Annotated in this window: 13 protein-coding genes; 7 read left to right on the top strand and 6 right to left on the bottom strand. The window is 62.7% G+C overall.

Translation table 11 applies throughout. From position 1 onward, the window contains the following. Positions 1-22: 22 nt before the first annotated feature. From fdhD to BM341_RS06310, 4 genes are all read left to right on the top strand, one after another. Positions 23-910, top strand: coding sequence for a formate dehydrogenase accessory sulfurtransferase FdhD (gene fdhD, locus BM341_RS06325; RefSeq protein WP_089794029.1), 888 nt, complete (start codon positions 23-25; stop codon positions 908-910). Between the two features lie 188 nt (positions 911-1,098). Continuing rightward, the gene (locus tag BM341_RS06320) at positions 1,099-2,526 is read left to right on the top strand and encodes a bifunctional enoyl-CoA hydratase/phosphate acetyltransferase (RefSeq protein ID WP_089794027.1); all 1,428 of its coding nucleotides are present in this window, start codon (positions 1,099-1,101) and stop codon (positions 2,524-2,526) included. A 1-nt stretch (position 2,527) separates the two neighbouring features. Next, on the top strand, positions 2,528-3,745 hold the full coding sequence (locus tag BM341_RS06315; RefSeq protein ID WP_089794025.1) for an acetate/propionate family kinase: 1,218 nt from the start codon (positions 2,528-2,530) through the stop codon (positions 3,743-3,745). 80 nt (positions 3,746-3,825) lie between these two features. Then, positions 3,826-4,230 carry a hypothetical protein gene (locus BM341_RS06310; RefSeq protein WP_089794023.1) on the top strand — a complete coding sequence of 135 codons (405 nt, stop codon included), beginning with the start codon at positions 3,826-3,828 and terminating at the stop codon, positions 4,228-4,230. 26 nt (positions 4,231-4,256) lie between these two features. Here the strand turns inward: BM341_RS06310 and BM341_RS06305 are convergent, their stop codons facing one another. Then, entirely contained in the window at positions 4,257-5,291 is a 1,035-nt protein-coding gene (locus tag BM341_RS06305; protein WP_217646180.1) for a glycosyltransferase family 9 protein, read from the bottom strand. Between the two features lie 287 nt (positions 5,292-5,578). Between BM341_RS06305 and BM341_RS06300 the strand changes: the two genes are divergently transcribed. After that, on the top strand, positions 5,579-6,601 hold the full coding sequence (locus tag BM341_RS06300; protein WP_089794021.1) for an aldo/keto reductase: 1,023 nt from the start codon (positions 5,579-5,581) through the stop codon (positions 6,599-6,601). Positions 6,602-6,678: 77 nt separating this feature from the next. Here BM341_RS06300 and BM341_RS06295 read toward each other — a convergent pair whose 3' ends face one another. The 3 genes from BM341_RS06295 to cas1f all read right to left on the bottom strand — a co-directional run bounded on the left by BM341_RS06295 (position 6,679) and on the right by cas1f (position 10,579). Then, positions 6,679-7,899: a YbfB/YjiJ family MFS transporter gene (locus BM341_RS06295; protein WP_089794019.1), complete on the bottom strand. Its 1,221-nt coding sequence runs from the start codon at positions 7,897-7,899 to the stop codon at positions 6,679-6,681. 229 nt (positions 7,900-8,128) lie between these two features. After that, positions 8,129-10,036 (bottom strand): LTA synthase family protein, encoded by a 1,908-nt coding sequence (locus tag BM341_RS06290; RefSeq protein WP_089794017.1) that lies wholly within the window; start codon positions 10,034-10,036, stop codon positions 8,129-8,131. A gap of 60 nt (positions 10,037-10,096) precedes the next feature. Then, the gene (gene cas1f / locus BM341_RS06285; RefSeq protein WP_245784187.1) at positions 10,097-10,579 is read right to left on the bottom strand and encodes a type I-F CRISPR-associated endonuclease Cas1f; all 483 of its coding nucleotides are present in this window, start codon (positions 10,577-10,579) and stop codon (positions 10,097-10,099) included. 395 nt (positions 10,580-10,974) lie between these two features. Here cas1f and BM341_RS06280 point away from each other — a divergent pair, with 395 nt between their 5' ends. Then, positions 10,975-13,524, top strand: a complete 2,550-nt coding sequence (locus BM341_RS06280; protein ID WP_089794015.1) for an EAL domain-containing protein — start codon at positions 10,975-10,977, stop codon at positions 13,522-13,524. Positions 13,525-13,539: 15 nt separating this feature from the next. Here the strand turns inward: BM341_RS06280 and BM341_RS06275 are convergent, their stop codons facing one another. Further along, on the bottom strand, positions 13,540-14,106 hold the full coding sequence (locus BM341_RS06275; RefSeq protein ID WP_245784186.1) for an outer membrane beta-barrel protein: 567 nt from the start codon (positions 14,104-14,106) through the stop codon (positions 13,540-13,542). 279 nt (positions 14,107-14,385) lie between these two features. Between BM341_RS06275 and BM341_RS06270 the strand changes: the two genes are divergently transcribed. Beyond that, positions 14,386-15,567 carry a UbiH/UbiF/VisC/COQ6 family ubiquinone biosynthesis hydroxylase gene (locus BM341_RS06270; protein ID WP_089794013.1) on the top strand — a complete coding sequence of 394 codons (1,182 nt, stop codon included), beginning with the start codon at positions 14,386-14,388 and terminating at the stop codon, positions 15,565-15,567. Here the strand turns inward: BM341_RS06270 and BM341_RS06265 are convergent. Further along, complete coding sequence (locus tag BM341_RS06265; protein WP_089794011.1) at positions 15,536-17,002, bottom strand: APC family permease; 1,467 nt, start codon at positions 17,000-17,002, stop codon at positions 15,536-15,538. The two genes, BM341_RS06270 and BM341_RS06265, sit on opposite strands and share 32 nt — an antisense overlap. Positions 17,003-17,223: the final 221 nt, after the last annotated feature.

Raw genomic sequence — 17,223 nt, 5'->3', positions numbered from 1 at the left:
CAACGGATCTAGGGAGAGGATCATGAACGGCGGAGTAAACGGATTTATTCCCACTGATATCGTATCGATGCAAGCCACTGGCGCCAACACTCGCGAAGATTTCATCGCCGTGGAAGAGGCGTTGGAAATTCGCGTCGTCGGGACCGAACCGGTCATTACCATGCGCACCCCCGGCCACGACCGCGAACTGGCCGCTGGCCTGATGCTCAGCGAAGGGCTGGCGCGGGCGCGCTGTGACTTCAAGGTGATCGATCATCTGGTCGGCCAACCCGACGTGCTGCAGCTGGTCATCCGGGGCTTCAACCATCAGGGTGCCGAGCGGCTGGCGCGCTCATCCCTTTCCAGCAGCGCCTGCGGAGTGTGTGGCAAGAAAAAGCTCAACCTCGAGACGCTTGAACCTCTCGACGCCCTGCAGGAGGGGCCCCATGTCAGCGGGGAATTGCTCTCCTCGCTGCCCGCCCGCTTGCAGGCCCATCAGGCACTGTTCGCGCAAACCGGCGGACTACACGCCGCGGCGCTGTTCACCGCGACAGGCGAGCTGCGCGCCGTTCGCGAGGATGTCGGGCGGCACAATGCGCTGGATAAACTCAACGGCTGGGCGCTCATGAACGACCAACTGCCGCTTGCCGGCCAGATCGTCCTGCTCAGCGGGCGCGCGAGTTTCGAATTGATCCAGAAAGCCATCATGGCGCGCGTGCCGATGGTCTGCTGCATTTCGGCGCCGAGCAGTTATGCCGTGCGCCTGGCCAGGGAGTTCGGCGTCACGCTGGTCGGCTTCCTGCGCGAGGGCCGGTTCAATGTCTATGCCCATCCCGAACGCATCGCATACGCGCACGACGTGCAGGCGGCCGACTCGCCTTCCGATAGGTCAACCCAGCCGGCGGTCGCCGAGTTCCCCTCTCTGCGCTGACGGCTTCGCGGCACGACTCGATGCCCTATTTCTATTCGATGCATAGATCGATTCGATGCCCTATGTCGATTTAATGCCCTATGTCGATGCCGGCGACCACAGCCACGCCTGAGCTCCATGTCATAATCGAGGATAATGGCCAAGGCGACGCTGGTCGCAATGGCGAAGCGAACGACAAGGAGAGGCAAATGAGCGCGACAGGCGACGATGGCTATATCGAGAACCGCACCTTCGACGAGATCCAGGTCGGCGACCAGGCGTGTCTCGAGAAGCGCCTGACCATGGACGACATCAAGCTGTTCGCGATCATGTCCGGTGATATCAACCCGGCCCATGTCGACGATGACTTCGCCCGCAGCTCGCGTTTCCAGGAAGTGATCGCCCACGGCATGTGGGGCGGCGCGCTGATCTCCACGGTGCTCGGCACCCAGCTGCCCGGGCCCGGCACCATCTACCTGGGACAGACCCTGTCGTTTCACGCCCCGGTTAACCTGGGCGACGTGCTCAAGGTGTGCGTCCGGGTCACGGCGAAGGACGAGGCGAAGAAGCAGCTCGACCTGGAATGCCGCTGCGAGAACCAGAAGGGCAAGGCGGTCATCGAGGGCCAGGCCCAGGTACTCGCCCCGACCGAGAAGATCCGTCGCCCGCGCACCGTCATGCCCGAGTTTCGCCTCGCCGAGCGCGGTCGCCTGCATGAAATTCTTACCGCCGCCGACCACCCCGACCCCATCGCCATGGCCGTGGTTCACCCGGTGGATCGCGAATCGCTGCTGGGTGCCGTCGCCGCCACCGAGCACGGGCTGATCAAGCCCCTGCTGGTCGGCCCCGCCGGCAAGATCCAGGCGGCCGCCGACGCCGCCGAGGTCGATATTCGCGACTTCGAGGTGATCGACACGCCCCACAGCCACGCCGCGGCGGAAAAGGCCGTGGCGCTGGTCCGCGAAGGGCGCGCCGCCTCGCTGATGAAGGGCGCCCTGCATACCGACGAGCTGATGCGCGAAGTGTTCAAGCGCGAGAGCGGCCTGCGCACCGAACGCTGCATCAGCCACGTGATGGCTTTCGACGTGCCGACCTATCCGCGCCCGCTGTTCATCACCGACGCCGCCATCAACATCTATCCGACGCTGGCCCACAAGCGCGACATCGTGCAGAACGTCATCGAGCTCGCCCATGCACTGGGCAACACCGACCCCAAGGTGGCGATCCTCTCGGCGGTGGAAACCATCAATCCCAAGATCACCTCCACCCTGGACGCCGCCGCGCTGTGCAAGATGGCCGAGCGCGGCCAGATTACCGGCGGCACCCTCGACGGTCCGCTGGCCTTCGACAACGCTGTCTCCGAGGCCGCCGCCGAAGCCAAGCACATCGTCTCATCGGTGGCCGGGCGCGCCGACATCCTGGTCGCCCCGGACCTCGAGGCCGCCAACATGTTGATGAAGCAGCTCACCTACCTCGCCGACGCCACCGGTGCCGGCATCGTGCTGGGCGCCAGGGTACCGATCGTGCTGACCAGCCGCGCCGACGAAGCCATCACGCGCATGGCCTCCTGCGCCCTGGCGCTGTTGCTGGCCGACTACCAGCAACGCCATGGCGCCGCGCGAAAAAAGGAGAGCTGAGATGGGCGATATCCTGGTTATCAACAGCGGCTCGTCGAGCCTTAAGTTCGCCCTGTTTGCCCCGCCCGGTGCGGACGATCACGGCCTCGACAGCCTGGCGCTGCGCTATCAAGGCAAGCTCACCGGGCTCGGTGAAGGTGGCCAGGCCGCCTCCACCGCCCGCCTGAAAGACGCCGAGGGTCAGCCGGTGCAGGCCGGTCACTTCAGTGACCTGCCCCCTACGCTTAACCATCACGACGCGCTGATGCGGCTGCTCGACTGGATCAGCGAGCGTCCCGATCTCGACGATATCGCCGTGATCGGCCATCGCGTGGTGCACGGCGGACGCCGCTTCCACGACCCGGTGATCCTTGACGTGGCGATCGTCGACGAACTGCAGACCCTCGAGCCCCTGGCCCCGCTGCACCAGCCCTACGGCCTCGAGCCGATCCGGCGCCTGGCCGAGCGGCTCCCCGAGACTCCCCAGGTCGCCTGTTTCGACACCGCCTTTCACACCACCCAGCCGGCCGTGGCCAGGCACTTCGCCCTGCCCCGCGAGCTGACGGAAAGAGGCCTGATTCGCTACGGCTTTCACGGACTCTCCTACGACTACATCAATCGTAGGCTGCCGCGTCACCTGAACGGCCACCCCGCCCGGCGCGTCGTCGTCGCGCACTTGGGCAACGGCGCCAGCCTCTGCGCCATACACGACGGCCAGAGCGTGGCCTCGACCATGGGCTTCACTGCGCTCGACGGCCTGCCCATGGGCACCCGCTGCGGCAGCCTGGATGCCGGCCTGGTGCTGCACCTGATCGGCGAGGAAGGCATGAGCGTCGACGAGGTCAGCGACCTGCTCTATTCACGCTCCGGCCTGCTCGGCGTGTCCGGTATCAGCAGCGACATGCGCCAACTGCTGGAAAGCGACGCCGCCGAGGCCCGGGAGGCGGTCGAGCTGTTCGTCTATCGCATCGTCCGCGAGATCGGCAGCCTCGCCGCCGCCATGGGCGGGTTGGATCACCTGGTGTTCACCGCCGGCATCGGCGAGCGGGCGGCCCCGGTGCGCCAGGCCATCGTCCGGGGCTGCGCCTGGCTCGGCGTTGCGCTGAATGATGATGCCAATCGTCGCGATGCGGCCTGCATTTCCCGCCCCGACAGCCGCGTCGGCGCCTGGGTCATTCCCACCGACGAGGAACGCATGATCGCCTGGCATGCCAATCAACTGACAGCGTCAGCCGACTGAAAGACGCCTATATAGCTTTGACGGGGCAATGGCCTTCGTCCCTGAGGCGAATTGACCCCCAATGTCCTACAGGAACCCCGATGAAAGATGTCATCCAAGTGCCGGTCTCCTTCGGCGAAGTGCTGGATAAAATGACCATTCTGGAAATCAAATCCGAGCGCATCGCTGACCCGGCGAAAGTCAAGAACGTGCGGCTGGAACTGGAAGAGTTGAGCCATACCTGGGATGAAGCGGTTCAGGACCCCTCGGCAATTGCCGATTTGCGCGCCCGACTCAAGGCCGTCAATGAAGAGCTGTGGGTGATCGAGGACGACATTCGCGACCAGGAGGCGGCGCAGGATTTCGGCCCCCGCTTTATCGAACTGGCGCGTGCCGTCTATGTCACCAATGATCGGCGGGCCGCCATCAAGAAAGAGGTGAACCTGGCACTTGGCTCGCGGTTCGTGGAAGAAAAGTCCTATCAGGATTACACCGCAAGGAAATGACGGCTCGCCAGGAGAGCCGCGGCAATTTAGCGTCTTGCCATCACCCACCGGTCCAGCATATCGGTCGCATCGTTGACCGAAATCATTTCCATCGCCCCTTCGAACTCAGCTTTTGCACCCCAGCGAGCCTGTGAAACGGTTTTGCCGGTGAAGGTCTCCAACGCCTCCGGGTAGCGGTTCACACACCAGGGCAGTGATTGATAAGGACCCGAACGATCGAGATTACTGGCGGCATAGAGCCCGAGTACATCCGTGCCCATGGCACTGGCGATGTGGGCCGGGCCAGTGTCTGGTGAAACCAGCAAATCCGCACCGGCCAGCAAGGCCGCGAGCTGTTTGAGGGTGTCCTGCCCACAGATATTGACGACGTCTTCGCTCATCTGGTTTTCGATCTCCTGGCAGACGGTTTTTTCAAACGCCGCCGGGCTACCTACCAGGATCACGTTAGCGTTATGCGTTGCCTTGGCGTGGTCTGCCAGCGCGGCATAGCGCTCCGATGGCCAGTTGCGCAAGGTATGGCTGGCACACGGGCTGATCACCAGATTCATCCGGTCCTGAGCCAGGTATTGGCGAGCGAACGCACGATCGGCATCTGTCAGCGGTATCTGCCATGCCGGAGGCGCCGGCACCAGGCCGAGGGGTTCAAGAAAACTCGCCAGGCAATCGCGAACATGCTGTTGCGGCTGGGCTGGGATACGGCGATTGATAAACAGGCTGTGCAGGTCCTTGCTGCGGGCCTTGTCATAGCCGACTTTGATCGCCGCCGGAATCAGGGCAGCGGCCAGATTGGCACGCATCGATACCTGCATGTGCAGCAAGGCATCGAAACGCCGGCCCTTCATGGCACGGCGTAAGTCCCGATAGGCTTCGAGACCGGCCTTCTTGTCAAAAACGACGAACTCTACCCCGGGCAAATCGCCAATCAGCTTGGCTTCCAATTTGCCGATTACCCAGGTGATCTCGATGCCTGGCACTTGTTCCTGCAGGCTCAGCACGACCGGCACCACGTGGGTGGCATCGCCGATGGCGGAGAGTCGCATAATGCAGATGGAATGGATCACATCAACTCCGTTTCACTTTTCCAGCCGGCGTTGGTGGAACTCTGCCGATGGTCGTTGACACATTGGGGAGCACTCTAACGCACTCACCCAGTGACGTCCTTGCAGCCCGGTCTCAGGGATGACTGAGTGATGGGAGGCGACCCGATAGGTTATCCATCAAACCGCGATGTATCGACCGGTTACGATTGCCTTGATCTTGCAACGTATTGTCCCGCCTCGGCATGATGGCAGGATGTCCGCACCGATTTCGCGGTGTGTCGCATGCCTGCCGACTTACAGGGATTGCCATGTCCACGCTTTTTGACCGCCTCAAGGAAGTCTCTTCGCCCACCATCGGCCTGGGCTGCATGAACCTCTCCCATGGCTACGGCACCCCCGTTCCCGAGCCTGAAGCGCTGCGCACCCTCGATGCGGCCTTTGACATGGGCTATCGCCACTTCGATACCGCCACCCTCTATGGCGCCACCGCCAACGAGCGCCTGCTGGGCCGGGGGCTCCAGGGCAAGCGTGACCAGCTCCTGCTGGCCAGCAAGTGCGGCATGGCCATCGACCCGCAGCTCGGCAAGAAGGTTATCGATGGGCGTCCCGAGACGCTCCGCCGTCAATGCGAGGCGAGCCTTCAGCGCCTGCGCACCGATCACCTGGACCTGTATTACCTGCATCGGCTGGATCGCCAGGTGCCCATCGAGGAAAGCGTCGGTGCGCTGGGGCGCCTGGTACAGGAAGGCAAGATACGCGCCGTCGGGCTCTCCGAGGTATCTGCGACCACGCTGCGCCGCGCCAATGCCGAGCATCCTATCGCGGCGGTGCAGTCCGAATACGCCTTGTGGACGCGCAACCCCGAGATTGCATTGCTCGAGGCCTGCCGAGCGTCGGACATCCCACTGGTCGCCTTCAGCCCGCTGGGCAGGGGCTTCCTGGCGGGGGCGATCGAGGACACGCAGCGCCTCGAGGCAAGCGACATGCGCCACAACATGCCGCGCTTCAGCGCCGACAACCTTCCCCGCAACCTGAGCCTGCTGGCCGATTTCACGGCCGTTTCGGAAGAGCTCGGCGTGACGCCAAGCCAACTGGCGCTGGCCTGGGTCAAGGCGCAGGGAGACGATATCCTTCCGATTCCCGGCTCCCGCTCCAGCGCACACATGCGCGAGAACCTCGCGGCGGAGGATATCCGCCTGGCGCCAGAAACCGTGGCCCGGCTGAACGCCATGATGACCCCGGAACAAGTCGCCGGCGGCCGCTACAGCGAGGCCCAGCAAGCGGATATCGACACCGAGGAGTTTGCATCGTCTGAAACCTCGACGAGCTGAGGGTGCTCAGCGATCCGCTACAGGCGGGTCGGGATAAGCTTCGCAGCACACGAGCAGGGATCCTGGAAACAGCCGAGTCATACGGCTGCCTCCTTCGCCTCGGCATCCAGCCGCTGGGCCGTCTGATCCACCTGGCGCAGCCAGGCGAGCAGCATGGCGCCCAGGATCACGAAGCCGCCGGCCAGCCACAGGCCGATGTCATAGTGGCCGGTGGCCTCGGCGAGCATGCCGGTGAGCGCCGGCGCGATGATCTGCGCCATACCGTAGGCCAGGGTCATGCGCCCCATCATCCGCGCCGGGCTCTGCGGGTAGAGCCTGCCGGCCATGGTCAGCACCAGGCTCACGCAGCCCAGGAAGGTACCGCCATAGAGCACGGCGCCCACCAGCACGCCGGTAAGGCTGTCGGTCAGTACCGGCAGTACGATGCCCACCACCTGCAGCAGCATGGCACTGATCAGCGCACCCAGGTAGCCGATGCGTCGGGCCACCAGATCCCACAGCATTACCGCGGGTGCTGCGGCCAACCCCACCAGGGCGAAAGCCCAGTTGCCGGCACCGGCCAACAGCGGCTCGCGCTCCACGATAGTCACGATGAAGGTGGCGCTGATTACATAGCCGTAGCCGGCGCAGAAGTAGGCCCCCAGCATCAGCCGCATGAAGGCCCGACTGGGGGGCGTGGCCTCGCACTGGCTGCCAGCGGCGGCGCCGGGAAGGGGCCTTGCAGGGCGCGGCATCCAGTGCCAGGCGGGCACCAGCAGCCCCACGGCCAGGACCGTGAAGCCCCACCACTGGGCCTGCCAGTCGAAGGAGAGACGCAGCATCAGCTCCACCGCCAGCGCCGCCACCAGCATGCCCACGCCCAGGCCGGCGAAGTGGATGCCTAGTTCGCCGCGTTGGCGATGCTGGATCAGCCAGTGGAGGATCAGCCCCGAGGCGAGCAGCATCGCGCCACTGCTGGAGAAGCCCGCCACGAAGCGCATGGCCGCCCATAGCCAGAAGCTGTCGACCAGGGCCATGCCGGCGGTGGAGAGCACCGCTAGCAGCAGGGTAATCCGATAGAGGGTGTCCTTGAGCCGGATGCTGCGGATGGAAGCCGCGGTCAGGGCACCCAGCATGTAGCCGGCGTAGTTGAGGGCGGCCAGCCAGCCGCCGTCAGCGTCGCTCAGCCAGGTCTGCTGCTGCATCACCGGCAGCAACGGGGTGTAGGCAAAGCGTGCCACGCCGATACACAGGATCTGGCTGAACACCCCGGCCAGCAGCACGCGGTAGCGCGGGGAGAGAAGAAAGGATGTGGCCATGTCTGGCGCTCCGTAGGTCCTTGTCAGGGTTCTTTTTCCTGCCGCACCAGACACCGCGGCAACGACCCGACCTACCATACAGCACGCCCCCGGCGAGTACCGGGGGCGTATGAACAAATAGGACAAATGGCTAGCGTGTTACCAAACCAACTGACGCTAGCCTAGCGAAAGACACAGGAAGACGACATCATTTCGATTCCCGGCTCCCGTTCGAATTGAATTCGCCTGGCTAAGGCATGGGCCCGGAAGCGAAGGAATGGTCAGCGGTTTGCTGGCGAGCCTGCCGGGCGAACTCCGCAGTAGTGCCATCGAACAGGTGCCGCTGGGCCTGTTGGGTCAGTGCATAAGCGTTCTTGGCACCTTGCAGCGCGCGCTCGTCGCACGCTTGCTCGGGGCCCTGCGCCGTGGGTGGCTGCCAACCGAAACAACGCCCTTGGGTCGGGTCAAGCAGCGAAAACTCCACCACCTGGTCATCCATGACCCAGCCCAGGGTCCCCGCCTGATGATATTCGGCCAGTTGGGGGGCAGTCGGGTCGAGCAGTGAGTGTCCCATGGCCTCGGGAAGAGGCAGGTCCAGCAGGTCGGCCAGGGTGGGTGCGATATCGCGTTGATGACCGGTGCGCGAGAGACGGCCTGGCTCGACAATACCCGGCGCATAAAGAAGAAACGGCAACCGGGAACGCTCGAGGATTGAGCCTTCCACCCGCGAGGTATGGTCCGATACCAGCACGATCAGCCATGGGTGCTGCCAGTCGCGCGACTCGATGGCGTCGACGAAATCACCGACCTCCTCGTCGGCCATGTGCAGGGTGTTACGAATCCCCGCGGCACGTGAGTCACTGTCGATCAGCGGGGTAATGCCGGCGGGTACCTGAGTATCGTGGGTGGTATTGGTGTTGATGCCGACCAGCATGGGCTCGTGCATTTTTCCCATGCGCTCCAGGGCGAAGCGATAGAGGTCGCGGTCATAGACCCCCCAGTGGTTCTCGGGCAACTGGCGTTGCTTGATGTCCTCCTTGCCGAGGCTCTCCCGGAAGCCCAGTGCCTGAGCGAAAGCACCGGTGCCACTGGTGTTCTCATGGGACCCCTGGAAGAAGGCAGTTTGCCAGCCGGCTTGTGCGAGGCGTTCGGGCAAACAGTCGTAATCGTAGCGGGCCAGGTCTGTCTGGGCGATGGTCTGACCAGGCGGATTCTGGTAACTACAGAACAGGCTGAACATTCCCTCAGTGGTGCGTCGGCCACCAGCGATCAGATCGTCGCTGTGCAGTGAGCGCTCAGCAAGGGCGTCGAAGCGTGGTGTCACGGGTCGACCGTTATCGAGAGGCGCCATGAAGACGCTGGCCCAGCTTTCCAGCAATACGAAGGCCACGTTCATCTGGCGGGGCTCCCCGTTCGATGGAGAAACATCAGGATACAGCCGATTCACCCGTGAACGAGCCTCATCGTCACTCATCCAGTCAAGTGGCATGGGCGCCAGCGCATGCTCCTGGCCACGCTGTAGGCCATGCAGCGCCGCGTAGGCCCCATTGAGTGCGGCTGTGGCAGCATCAGGATTGCCAAGCCTCAAGGCATCGTCAGGGCTCTGAGGTACGCCGCTCACGCCGCCACGCACTATCAGCACCGTGGAAACGATCACTGCGAGCATGGCCAGCTCGGGCGCAAAGCGCACTCGATGGCGTGTCTCGGCGACAGGAACTCGTGAGACAACACCCAGCAGTACCAAGATGCCCAGCAGATAGGGCCAGTGAGAAATGAGCATGCCGCCCAGGCTGCCGGCCGAGTTCATGAGCTCCGCCGCCTCATAGCCGATATGGCGACCGGTTTCCTGCCAGTAAAGCCAGTCGCCCAGCTGGGCAAACAGCAGGAGAATACTTGCAGGCACCAGCCAGCCGCGACGGGGCAGCCGTTTCAACAGACGGGAGGCCGGCCACAGCACCAGGGTGGTGAGGCCAGCCAGCAGGGCCGAGATGGCCAGATCGAAGCGCAGCCCCCACCACCAAGCGGTAGGCCAGAGTCCTTCAGGCGTCATCACGGCATCCGACACCAGGCGAAGGCCCCAAGTAATCAGCGTGAGAATGACGAGGAAGCGCAGCCAAGTGAGAAAAAGGCCGGGACGGCGGCGTGGGGCGGTGGGCATCGTTATTTCTGTCCAATGTTATGTTCATGACAATAAAGCCGGCGATTCTAGCATGGCGTGTCAAGCCTGCTGCCCCGCCCCGGTCGCAGGGCCTCGACATGGCGCTCCACTTGCGCGGCACATACCAGACATCTCTTGCCGCTCCCCACGTTGGACGACGTAGACAAGAAATGACTTTAATTTCTGAGCTGCCTGGGCGGCAGCGAACGAGCGGTACTCGCTCTGCGGGGTCAACCAGGCGACATCGACGTCGACTTCATTGGCGGCGAACAGCGGCGTGCCGCCGCCACCACAAAATCCCACCAATACGCCCGCTTTCGCCAGCTCACGCATCGCCGCCTGGGTAATCGAGGTGCCGGTTCCCAGCAGCAGGGACGTGGTATTGGCAATGGGGATATTCCAGTAGCGTGTTTTGCTGCCTTCATCCGTCACGTACTCGACACGGCCACCATTCACCAGCACCCGGCAGTGCTGCAGGTAGTAAAGATTGGCGCGCTTGGAATGCAGGATCGTCTTCAGGTCAGAAGGTGACAGATCATCCATGGACCAGACTCATCAGCTTTTCGGGGTGGCGTTTCTCATCCAATCACCCCTAAGCCTCCCTTACTACCTTTGCTTACTCAGTGATTAGCCATCCTTCATGTAAGAGAAGAGAGACATTCATTGACGCACTGGGGCTAGAAGACTAGCCGCGAGGCGCCGGGTTGCTTCAAGACCCCATGGCGCGGGGCTATGTAGTTAAGCGTTATCTGACAATACCTTGTTGACATGGGCTGCCGGCGCCCTGAATAGTGAAGGTAAGCAGCATAAGTAAATGGACTGATCGAAGGTCATGCTTGAGTGTTGTCTTAAGTCCTGATCTCGAGATCAAACGCCTAACCTCACGTGGTGCACTTCGCCGGTGAGATACGGTATCACCACTGAATGGCTGCTGATTCATGCTCCCGCTCCACTTCACCGACGCCGCCACCCCTTTTGAGCTGGCCTATACCGGTAGCTTTTCCGTACCGCTGGTCCTTCTCTCGCTGTTGATTGCCGTCCTGGCCGCCTTCGCCAGTATCAGCCACGTGGAGCTCATGCGTGCCACCCCGTCCTCCTCGGTTCGCTTTCGCTGGCACCTGATTGGCGCGGTGGCCATGGGGGCCGGTGTCTGGACCATGCATTTCATCGGCATGATGGCGTTTCGGTTACCGCTGGAAGAGGTGTATTTCGACCCCGGGATGACGCTGTTGTCAGTGCTACCGGCCGTCATTGCCGGCTATATCGCCCTGACGGTCGTCGAGCAACCCGCTCCCCGCGCCTCGGCTATCCTGATCGGGGGCGCCTTGATGGGGTCGGGGATTGGGGCCATGCACTACCTCGGCATGAGCGGAATGCACGTCGAGGCACGCATGCTCTACGAGCCCTCGCTTTTCGCGCTCTCCGTCATCATTGCCATCGTCATGTCGAGTGCCGCCCTCTCGGTCCCTCGGCTGATGACGGCTCTCACCTCGGAACACCCGTTCCGCAGCGAAGGCCTTGCCTTCAAGCTCATCAGTGCTTCGCTCATGGGGCTTGCCATCTCCAGCCTGCACTATGTGGCGATGAGCGCGACCCTCTTCCTGCCGGTCGACCAACCATCCACCACGATTCCGGCTCAACCATTGGATGAAACTCTGATCGCAACGCTGGCGGTCATCGCCAGCGTTTTCCTCCTGGTGATTTCCACCCTCACCGTGATATTCCGGTTTCGCCTCATCGCGGTAGACAAGGTCGCCGAAGCATCAGTGAAAGAGGCCCGGCGACTTGAGGATCGTTTCAGCAAGATCGTCTCCCGATTGCCGGGCATGGTGTACCAGTTTCAGCTGGCTCCTGACGGCCATATGTCCTTCCCCTACGCCAGTGACGCCATTCAGCCCCTTTTCGGGCTCCCGCCAGAGTCGGTAAAAAAGGATGCCACGCCGATCCTCCAGCTCACTCACCCGGAAGACCTGAATGGCGTCCTGGCTTCAATCAGCGAATCGGCCGATACGCTCAACGGGTGGCGCCACGAATATCGGATACGGCTGGGCCAGAGAGAACGCTGGCTACAAGGCAACGCCGTGCCGGAACAGTTGGCGGATGGCTCCACACTCTGGAATGGTTTCATCACGGATGTGAGCGAGCAAAAGCAATACGAAGCGCGAATTCATGAGCTGGCCTTTTACGACGAGTTGACGGGGCTGCCGAATCGCCGCCTGCTTAAGGATCGAATAGAACTGGCCTTGGCGGCGTCCCACCGACACCGACAATATGGCGCTTTACTGTTTCTCGATCTTGACGATTTCAAGAGCCTGAACGACACCCTGGGCCATTCGTTTGGGGATGAACTGCTCAAGATCTTGGCCGGCATTCTCACCGGCCGCCTCCGGGATCTGGATACCATTGCCCGACTCGGCGGAGATGAGTTCGTCATCGTTATAGGGGAAATTGGCACTGAGCAGAAACAAGCCGCCCAGCATGCCGGGCTTTTTGCAGAGGAGCTGCTCAGGCTCATCACCGAACCGATGAACCTGAAGGGCTACCGATATCGATGTGCGGCGAGCATCGGTATTACGCTGTTCTCCGGTGCCGAGCAGACCAGCGAAGAGCTGTTGAGACGCGCGGATACCGCCATGTACGAGGCCAAATCCGCAGGTCGCGGCATGATTCGTTTTCACGACCCGCAAACCCAGTCCATCCTGGCGCGACGCTTTCGCCTGGAAACCGAGTTCCGGCAGGCAATGGAACGAAAAGAGCTGTGCCTCGACTACCAGAAACAAGTGGATCGCCGCGGGCACTGCGTGAGCGTCGAGGCGTTGCTGCGCTGGCAGCACCCCGAGCAAGGCTTGATCCCGCCGCAGGAGTTCATCCCGATCGCCGAGGACAGTGGCCTCATCATTCCGCTGGGGCAATGGGTCATGGAGATGGCCTGCCGCCAACTCGCTATCTGGCAGGCCCAGCCGTCCACCCGGAGGCTGAAAGTTTCCATCAATGTCAGTGCCAGGCAATTCCTGCAGTCCGATTTCGTCGAACAGGTCATGGACACCATTCACCACTCGGGCGCTCACCCGGAAGGGCTCTGCCTGGAGCTGACCGAATCCCTGGTCCTGGCCGATCTCGACGACGCCTTGATAAAGATGCAGGCCTTCAGGAAGCAGGGCATCCAGCTTTCCATGGACGACTTCGGAACCGGCTATTCGTCCATGGCCTACCTTTCCCGTCTTCCCTTCGACGAGGTCAAGATCGATAAATCGTTTGTGCAACAGACCGGAGAGAATCACTCCGGCAACGAATGGATCATCATCGAGGCGATTATCAACATGGCCCATAACCTTGGTATGCGCGTGGTTGCCGAGGGCGTGGAAACCGAGAACCAGCATCACCTTCTCGGCCAGCTGGGGTGCGACTGCTTTCAGGGTTATTACCTGGGACGCCCCGTCGACCTGTCATCCCTCGACCTATCCCTTTCAAGGGAAATTCCAGCTTAGCGCTCGAGCCCGACATCAAAAGGTATACACCACGCCGGCGGTGAACATGTCCAGGTCGCCGACGTCGTCGGTGTCCAGGCGCTCGAGCTCCAGCCGGCCGGTCAGGCCCAGCAGCTGGAGCCGTGCTCCGAGGCCATAAATCGGATCGGTGCCGGAGAAGTCCTCGTTTACCCCGCGACCCTGCTGCTCGGCGTCCCAGTCGGACATGCCGGCCTTGGCGTACACACCCAGCGGGCCAAAGCTCATGCCGGCCACACCCATGGCTTGAAAGCTCTCCACTTCCAGCGTGGCCGAGCGACCGTTGACCTCGCCATCCAGGCCGTCGCCACTGCCATAGGCCAGTTCGGCGCCCAGGTCGAGGAAGGGCAGCCAACCGAAATTATAACCGCCGACCAGTTTCCAGTGGTCGGCCTTGTCATCGAAGCTGCCTTCGCCTTCCATCTGCCCGACGCCGCCGCCCAGGTACAGCCCGGTCGTGCCGGTGGCCGCAGCGCTGCCTGCTCCTGCCAGCAGCACCGTGGCCACTCCCGCCAACATGAGGGGTTTCAGCGCTTGTCTCATCTCCATCATTTGACTCGCCATCTCGACACTCCTTTGCGTGGCTAATACGTGGCTAATATAAGTACTTAATATAGTTAACTTAATACAGGTAACTGAAGCTGTTGTGCGACCAGACCGAATGGCCCAAGCCAGCCCGCACCAGTCTAGCAAAGCAAGGCATACTTGATAGCCAGACTTGATAGCCAGACTTGATAGCCAGACTTCGTGGCCAGACTTGGTGGCCACAAAAGTGACATCATGCCAGGGTGCCCAAGGGCGCCTGTCTACCCTGTCAACGACTCGCAAGGATGCAAACTAGCCATGAATCAACATTTCGATGCAATCATAGTCGGTGGCGGCATGGTGGGCTCGGCGCTAGCCGCCGCCCTGGGCCAGGGCGGGTACAGTGTGGCGTTGGTGGAGAGCGGCAGCGAGCCGGGAGCCATCGAGGACGACGCCTTCGACCTGCGAGTGTCGTCGTTGAATCTGGCGGCCCAGCGGCTGCTCGAGTCGGTGGGCGCGTGGGCGCATATTCCCGCTGAGCGCCGCTGCATCTTCCGACATATCCATGCCTGGGACATCCACGGCCACGGCGAGACTCACTTCGATGCCGAGGCATTGGGACTTGATGACTTCGGCAGCTTCGTCGAGAACCGGGTGATCCGCCGCGCGCTGTGGCGCTGCCTGGCCTCGCTGCCCGGTGTGGAGCCCATCTGCCGTACCCGCCCGCTGGCCTTGATCACCGGCTCCGAACGGGTACTGGTGGAGTTGGACAACGGCCGCATGCTCAGCGGCTCACTGGTCGTGGGCGCCGACGGCGCTCGCTCGGAAATCCGCGAACTGGCCGGTATCGATGTCGACGCGCTGGACTATGGCCAGCGGGCATTGATTATCAATGTGGTCACGCAGCGTCCCCAGCAGGACGTCAGCTGGCAGCGCTTCACGCCCGAGGGGCCTCAAGCCATGTTGCCACTTCCCGGCCCGCATGCCTCGCTGGTGTGGTATGGCGAGCCGAAGGCGACCCGCGATCGCGAAGCCCTGAGCGACGAGGCGCTGCGCCAGGCGATCGAACGCGAGTTTCCCGCCCGTCTGGGCGGGCTGAAAGAGGTCACCGGACGCGCCAGCTTCCCCATCCGACGCCAGCACGCCCGCCACTATACGGCGCCCAGGCTGGCCCTGGTCGGCGATGCGGCCCATGTGATTCACCCCCTGGCAGGCCAGGGCCTGAACCTCGGCCTGCAGGACGTGACCGCCCTCGCCGACCTGCTCACGGCCGCCCACACCCCTCAGCACGGCGATCTCGGCGCCCCCGGGCCGCTACGCCGCTACGCCTGGCAGCGCCGGCCGCAGACCCTGGCGATGATTGCCGCCACCGAGGTCTTTCATCGCGTCTTTACCGGCAACGCCATGCTGCGTAGCGCCGGAGCTGCCGGCCTGGCGGTGGCCGAGCGGCTCGGCCCCGCCAAACAGTTCATGATGCGCCGCGCGCTGGGGCTTCAGTAGACGGGTCATGGGCCGTGGCCTGCGCCAGCTCGCGATTGATCATCCGGTCGCTGTAATCCACGCCATATTTCGCTCGAGACCAGGCGTACATGGCCAGACCCAGCAACATCCAGCCGGCGAAGATGGCCCATTCTATCGGCGCGAGCGCCGACGGGCTTCCCGGCATATAGAGGCCCAGCATGCCGATCGACAGGATCACCGCGACCACGCCCACCAGTTTGCCGCTGGATACCCGGAAGGGGCGCGGCATGTCCGGCTCGCGATGGCGCAGCACCAGAAACGACAGCGCCACGAACAGATAGGCGATCACGATGCCCAGCCCCCCGGCGACCACCAGCCAGACCAGCGCCGGCCGGCCGAGGAGGGGCGCGATGCACGAACAGATGCCCATCAGGAAGATCGCGTTGGTGGGCGTCTTGTGGGTCGGGTGCAGCTTGCCGAGAAACGCCGGCAGCATGCCCGAGTGGGCCAGGGCGTAGATGGCGCGTGAGCCGCCGACATAGAAGGCGTTCCAGCTGGTCACGATGCCCGCGATGCCCGCCAGCACCATCAGGTTACCCGCCCAGGGGGCATTGAAAACCGCCTGCATGGCGTCGGGCACGGCGAGCGAGCTTGCGCCCAGCGCCTCGGGATCGAGCATCAACGAGGTGCCCAGAATAATCAGCGCGTACCAGAACACCGCCAGGATTACCGACGCCATCAGCACCTTGCCGATTTCCTTGAAGGGCAGGTTGATCTCCTCGGCCGCCTGGGGAATCACGTCGAAGCCCACGAACATGAAGGGCACCATGATCAGTACCATCATGATGCCGCCCATCACCCCGTCCGCGGTGTTGAACAGCGGCTCCATGGTGGCCCGCTCGCCCTCGAAGAGCGCACCGGTAATGAACATGATGCCCACCGCCAGAATCAGCAGCGTCACGAGCTTCTGCACCAGCGCCACGGTGCGAATCCCCCGGTAGTTGACCCACATCATGATCAGCGACCCGATGACGCCTACGGCCACCCAGGTGGCCTCCACTTCCCAGTCGGCGATGGTCCACATATGCCCCACCGAATAGCCCGGAAACAGGTGCTCGAACACTGTCGGCAAGGCCACCGCCTCGAAGGCCACCACGCTCACATAGCCCAGCGTGATCGCCCAGGTGCACAAGAATGACGAGAAATGACCCAGCGCGCGGTAGCTGTAAACATGCTCACCGCCCACCTGTGGCATTGCCGACGCCAGCTCGGCGTAGGTGAGGCCGACCAGCACGATGGCGGTGCCGCCAAACAAGAAGGCGGTAATCGCGCCGACGCTTCCGGCCGACTGGATCCAGCTGCCCGTGAGCACGATCCAGCCCCAACCGATCATGGCGCCGAACGCCAGCGCCAACACATCCTTGCGGGCCAGTACCCGTAACAGTTTATCCGTCGATGGCGATTCGTCCGTCATGGTGATGTCCTGTGGGCCGTGGTAAGGGGATCGAGTCGACTTGAGTGTTGCATATATCGATCGCAAGGCGACCTTCTAATGGTCGAAAGACGACCTTACTTACTGGTTATTGCTAATGTAACGATTCACCTAAAAATATAATTGACGGCTTACGTCTCAACAACTCGAGCGTTGTCCGCTCTTTCAGCGCTTCTTCATTAACGATTTCTAGCGCTTTTTTG

The sequence above is a fragment of the Halomonas korlensis genome, from assembly GCF_900116705.1.
GTDB classification, from domain to species: Bacteria; Pseudomonadota; Gammaproteobacteria; order Pseudomonadales; family Halomonadaceae; genus Halomonas; species Halomonas korlensis.
The sequence above is the reverse complement of the archived record's forward strand: the minus strand, read 5'-3'. Positions and strand labels throughout refer to the sequence as shown.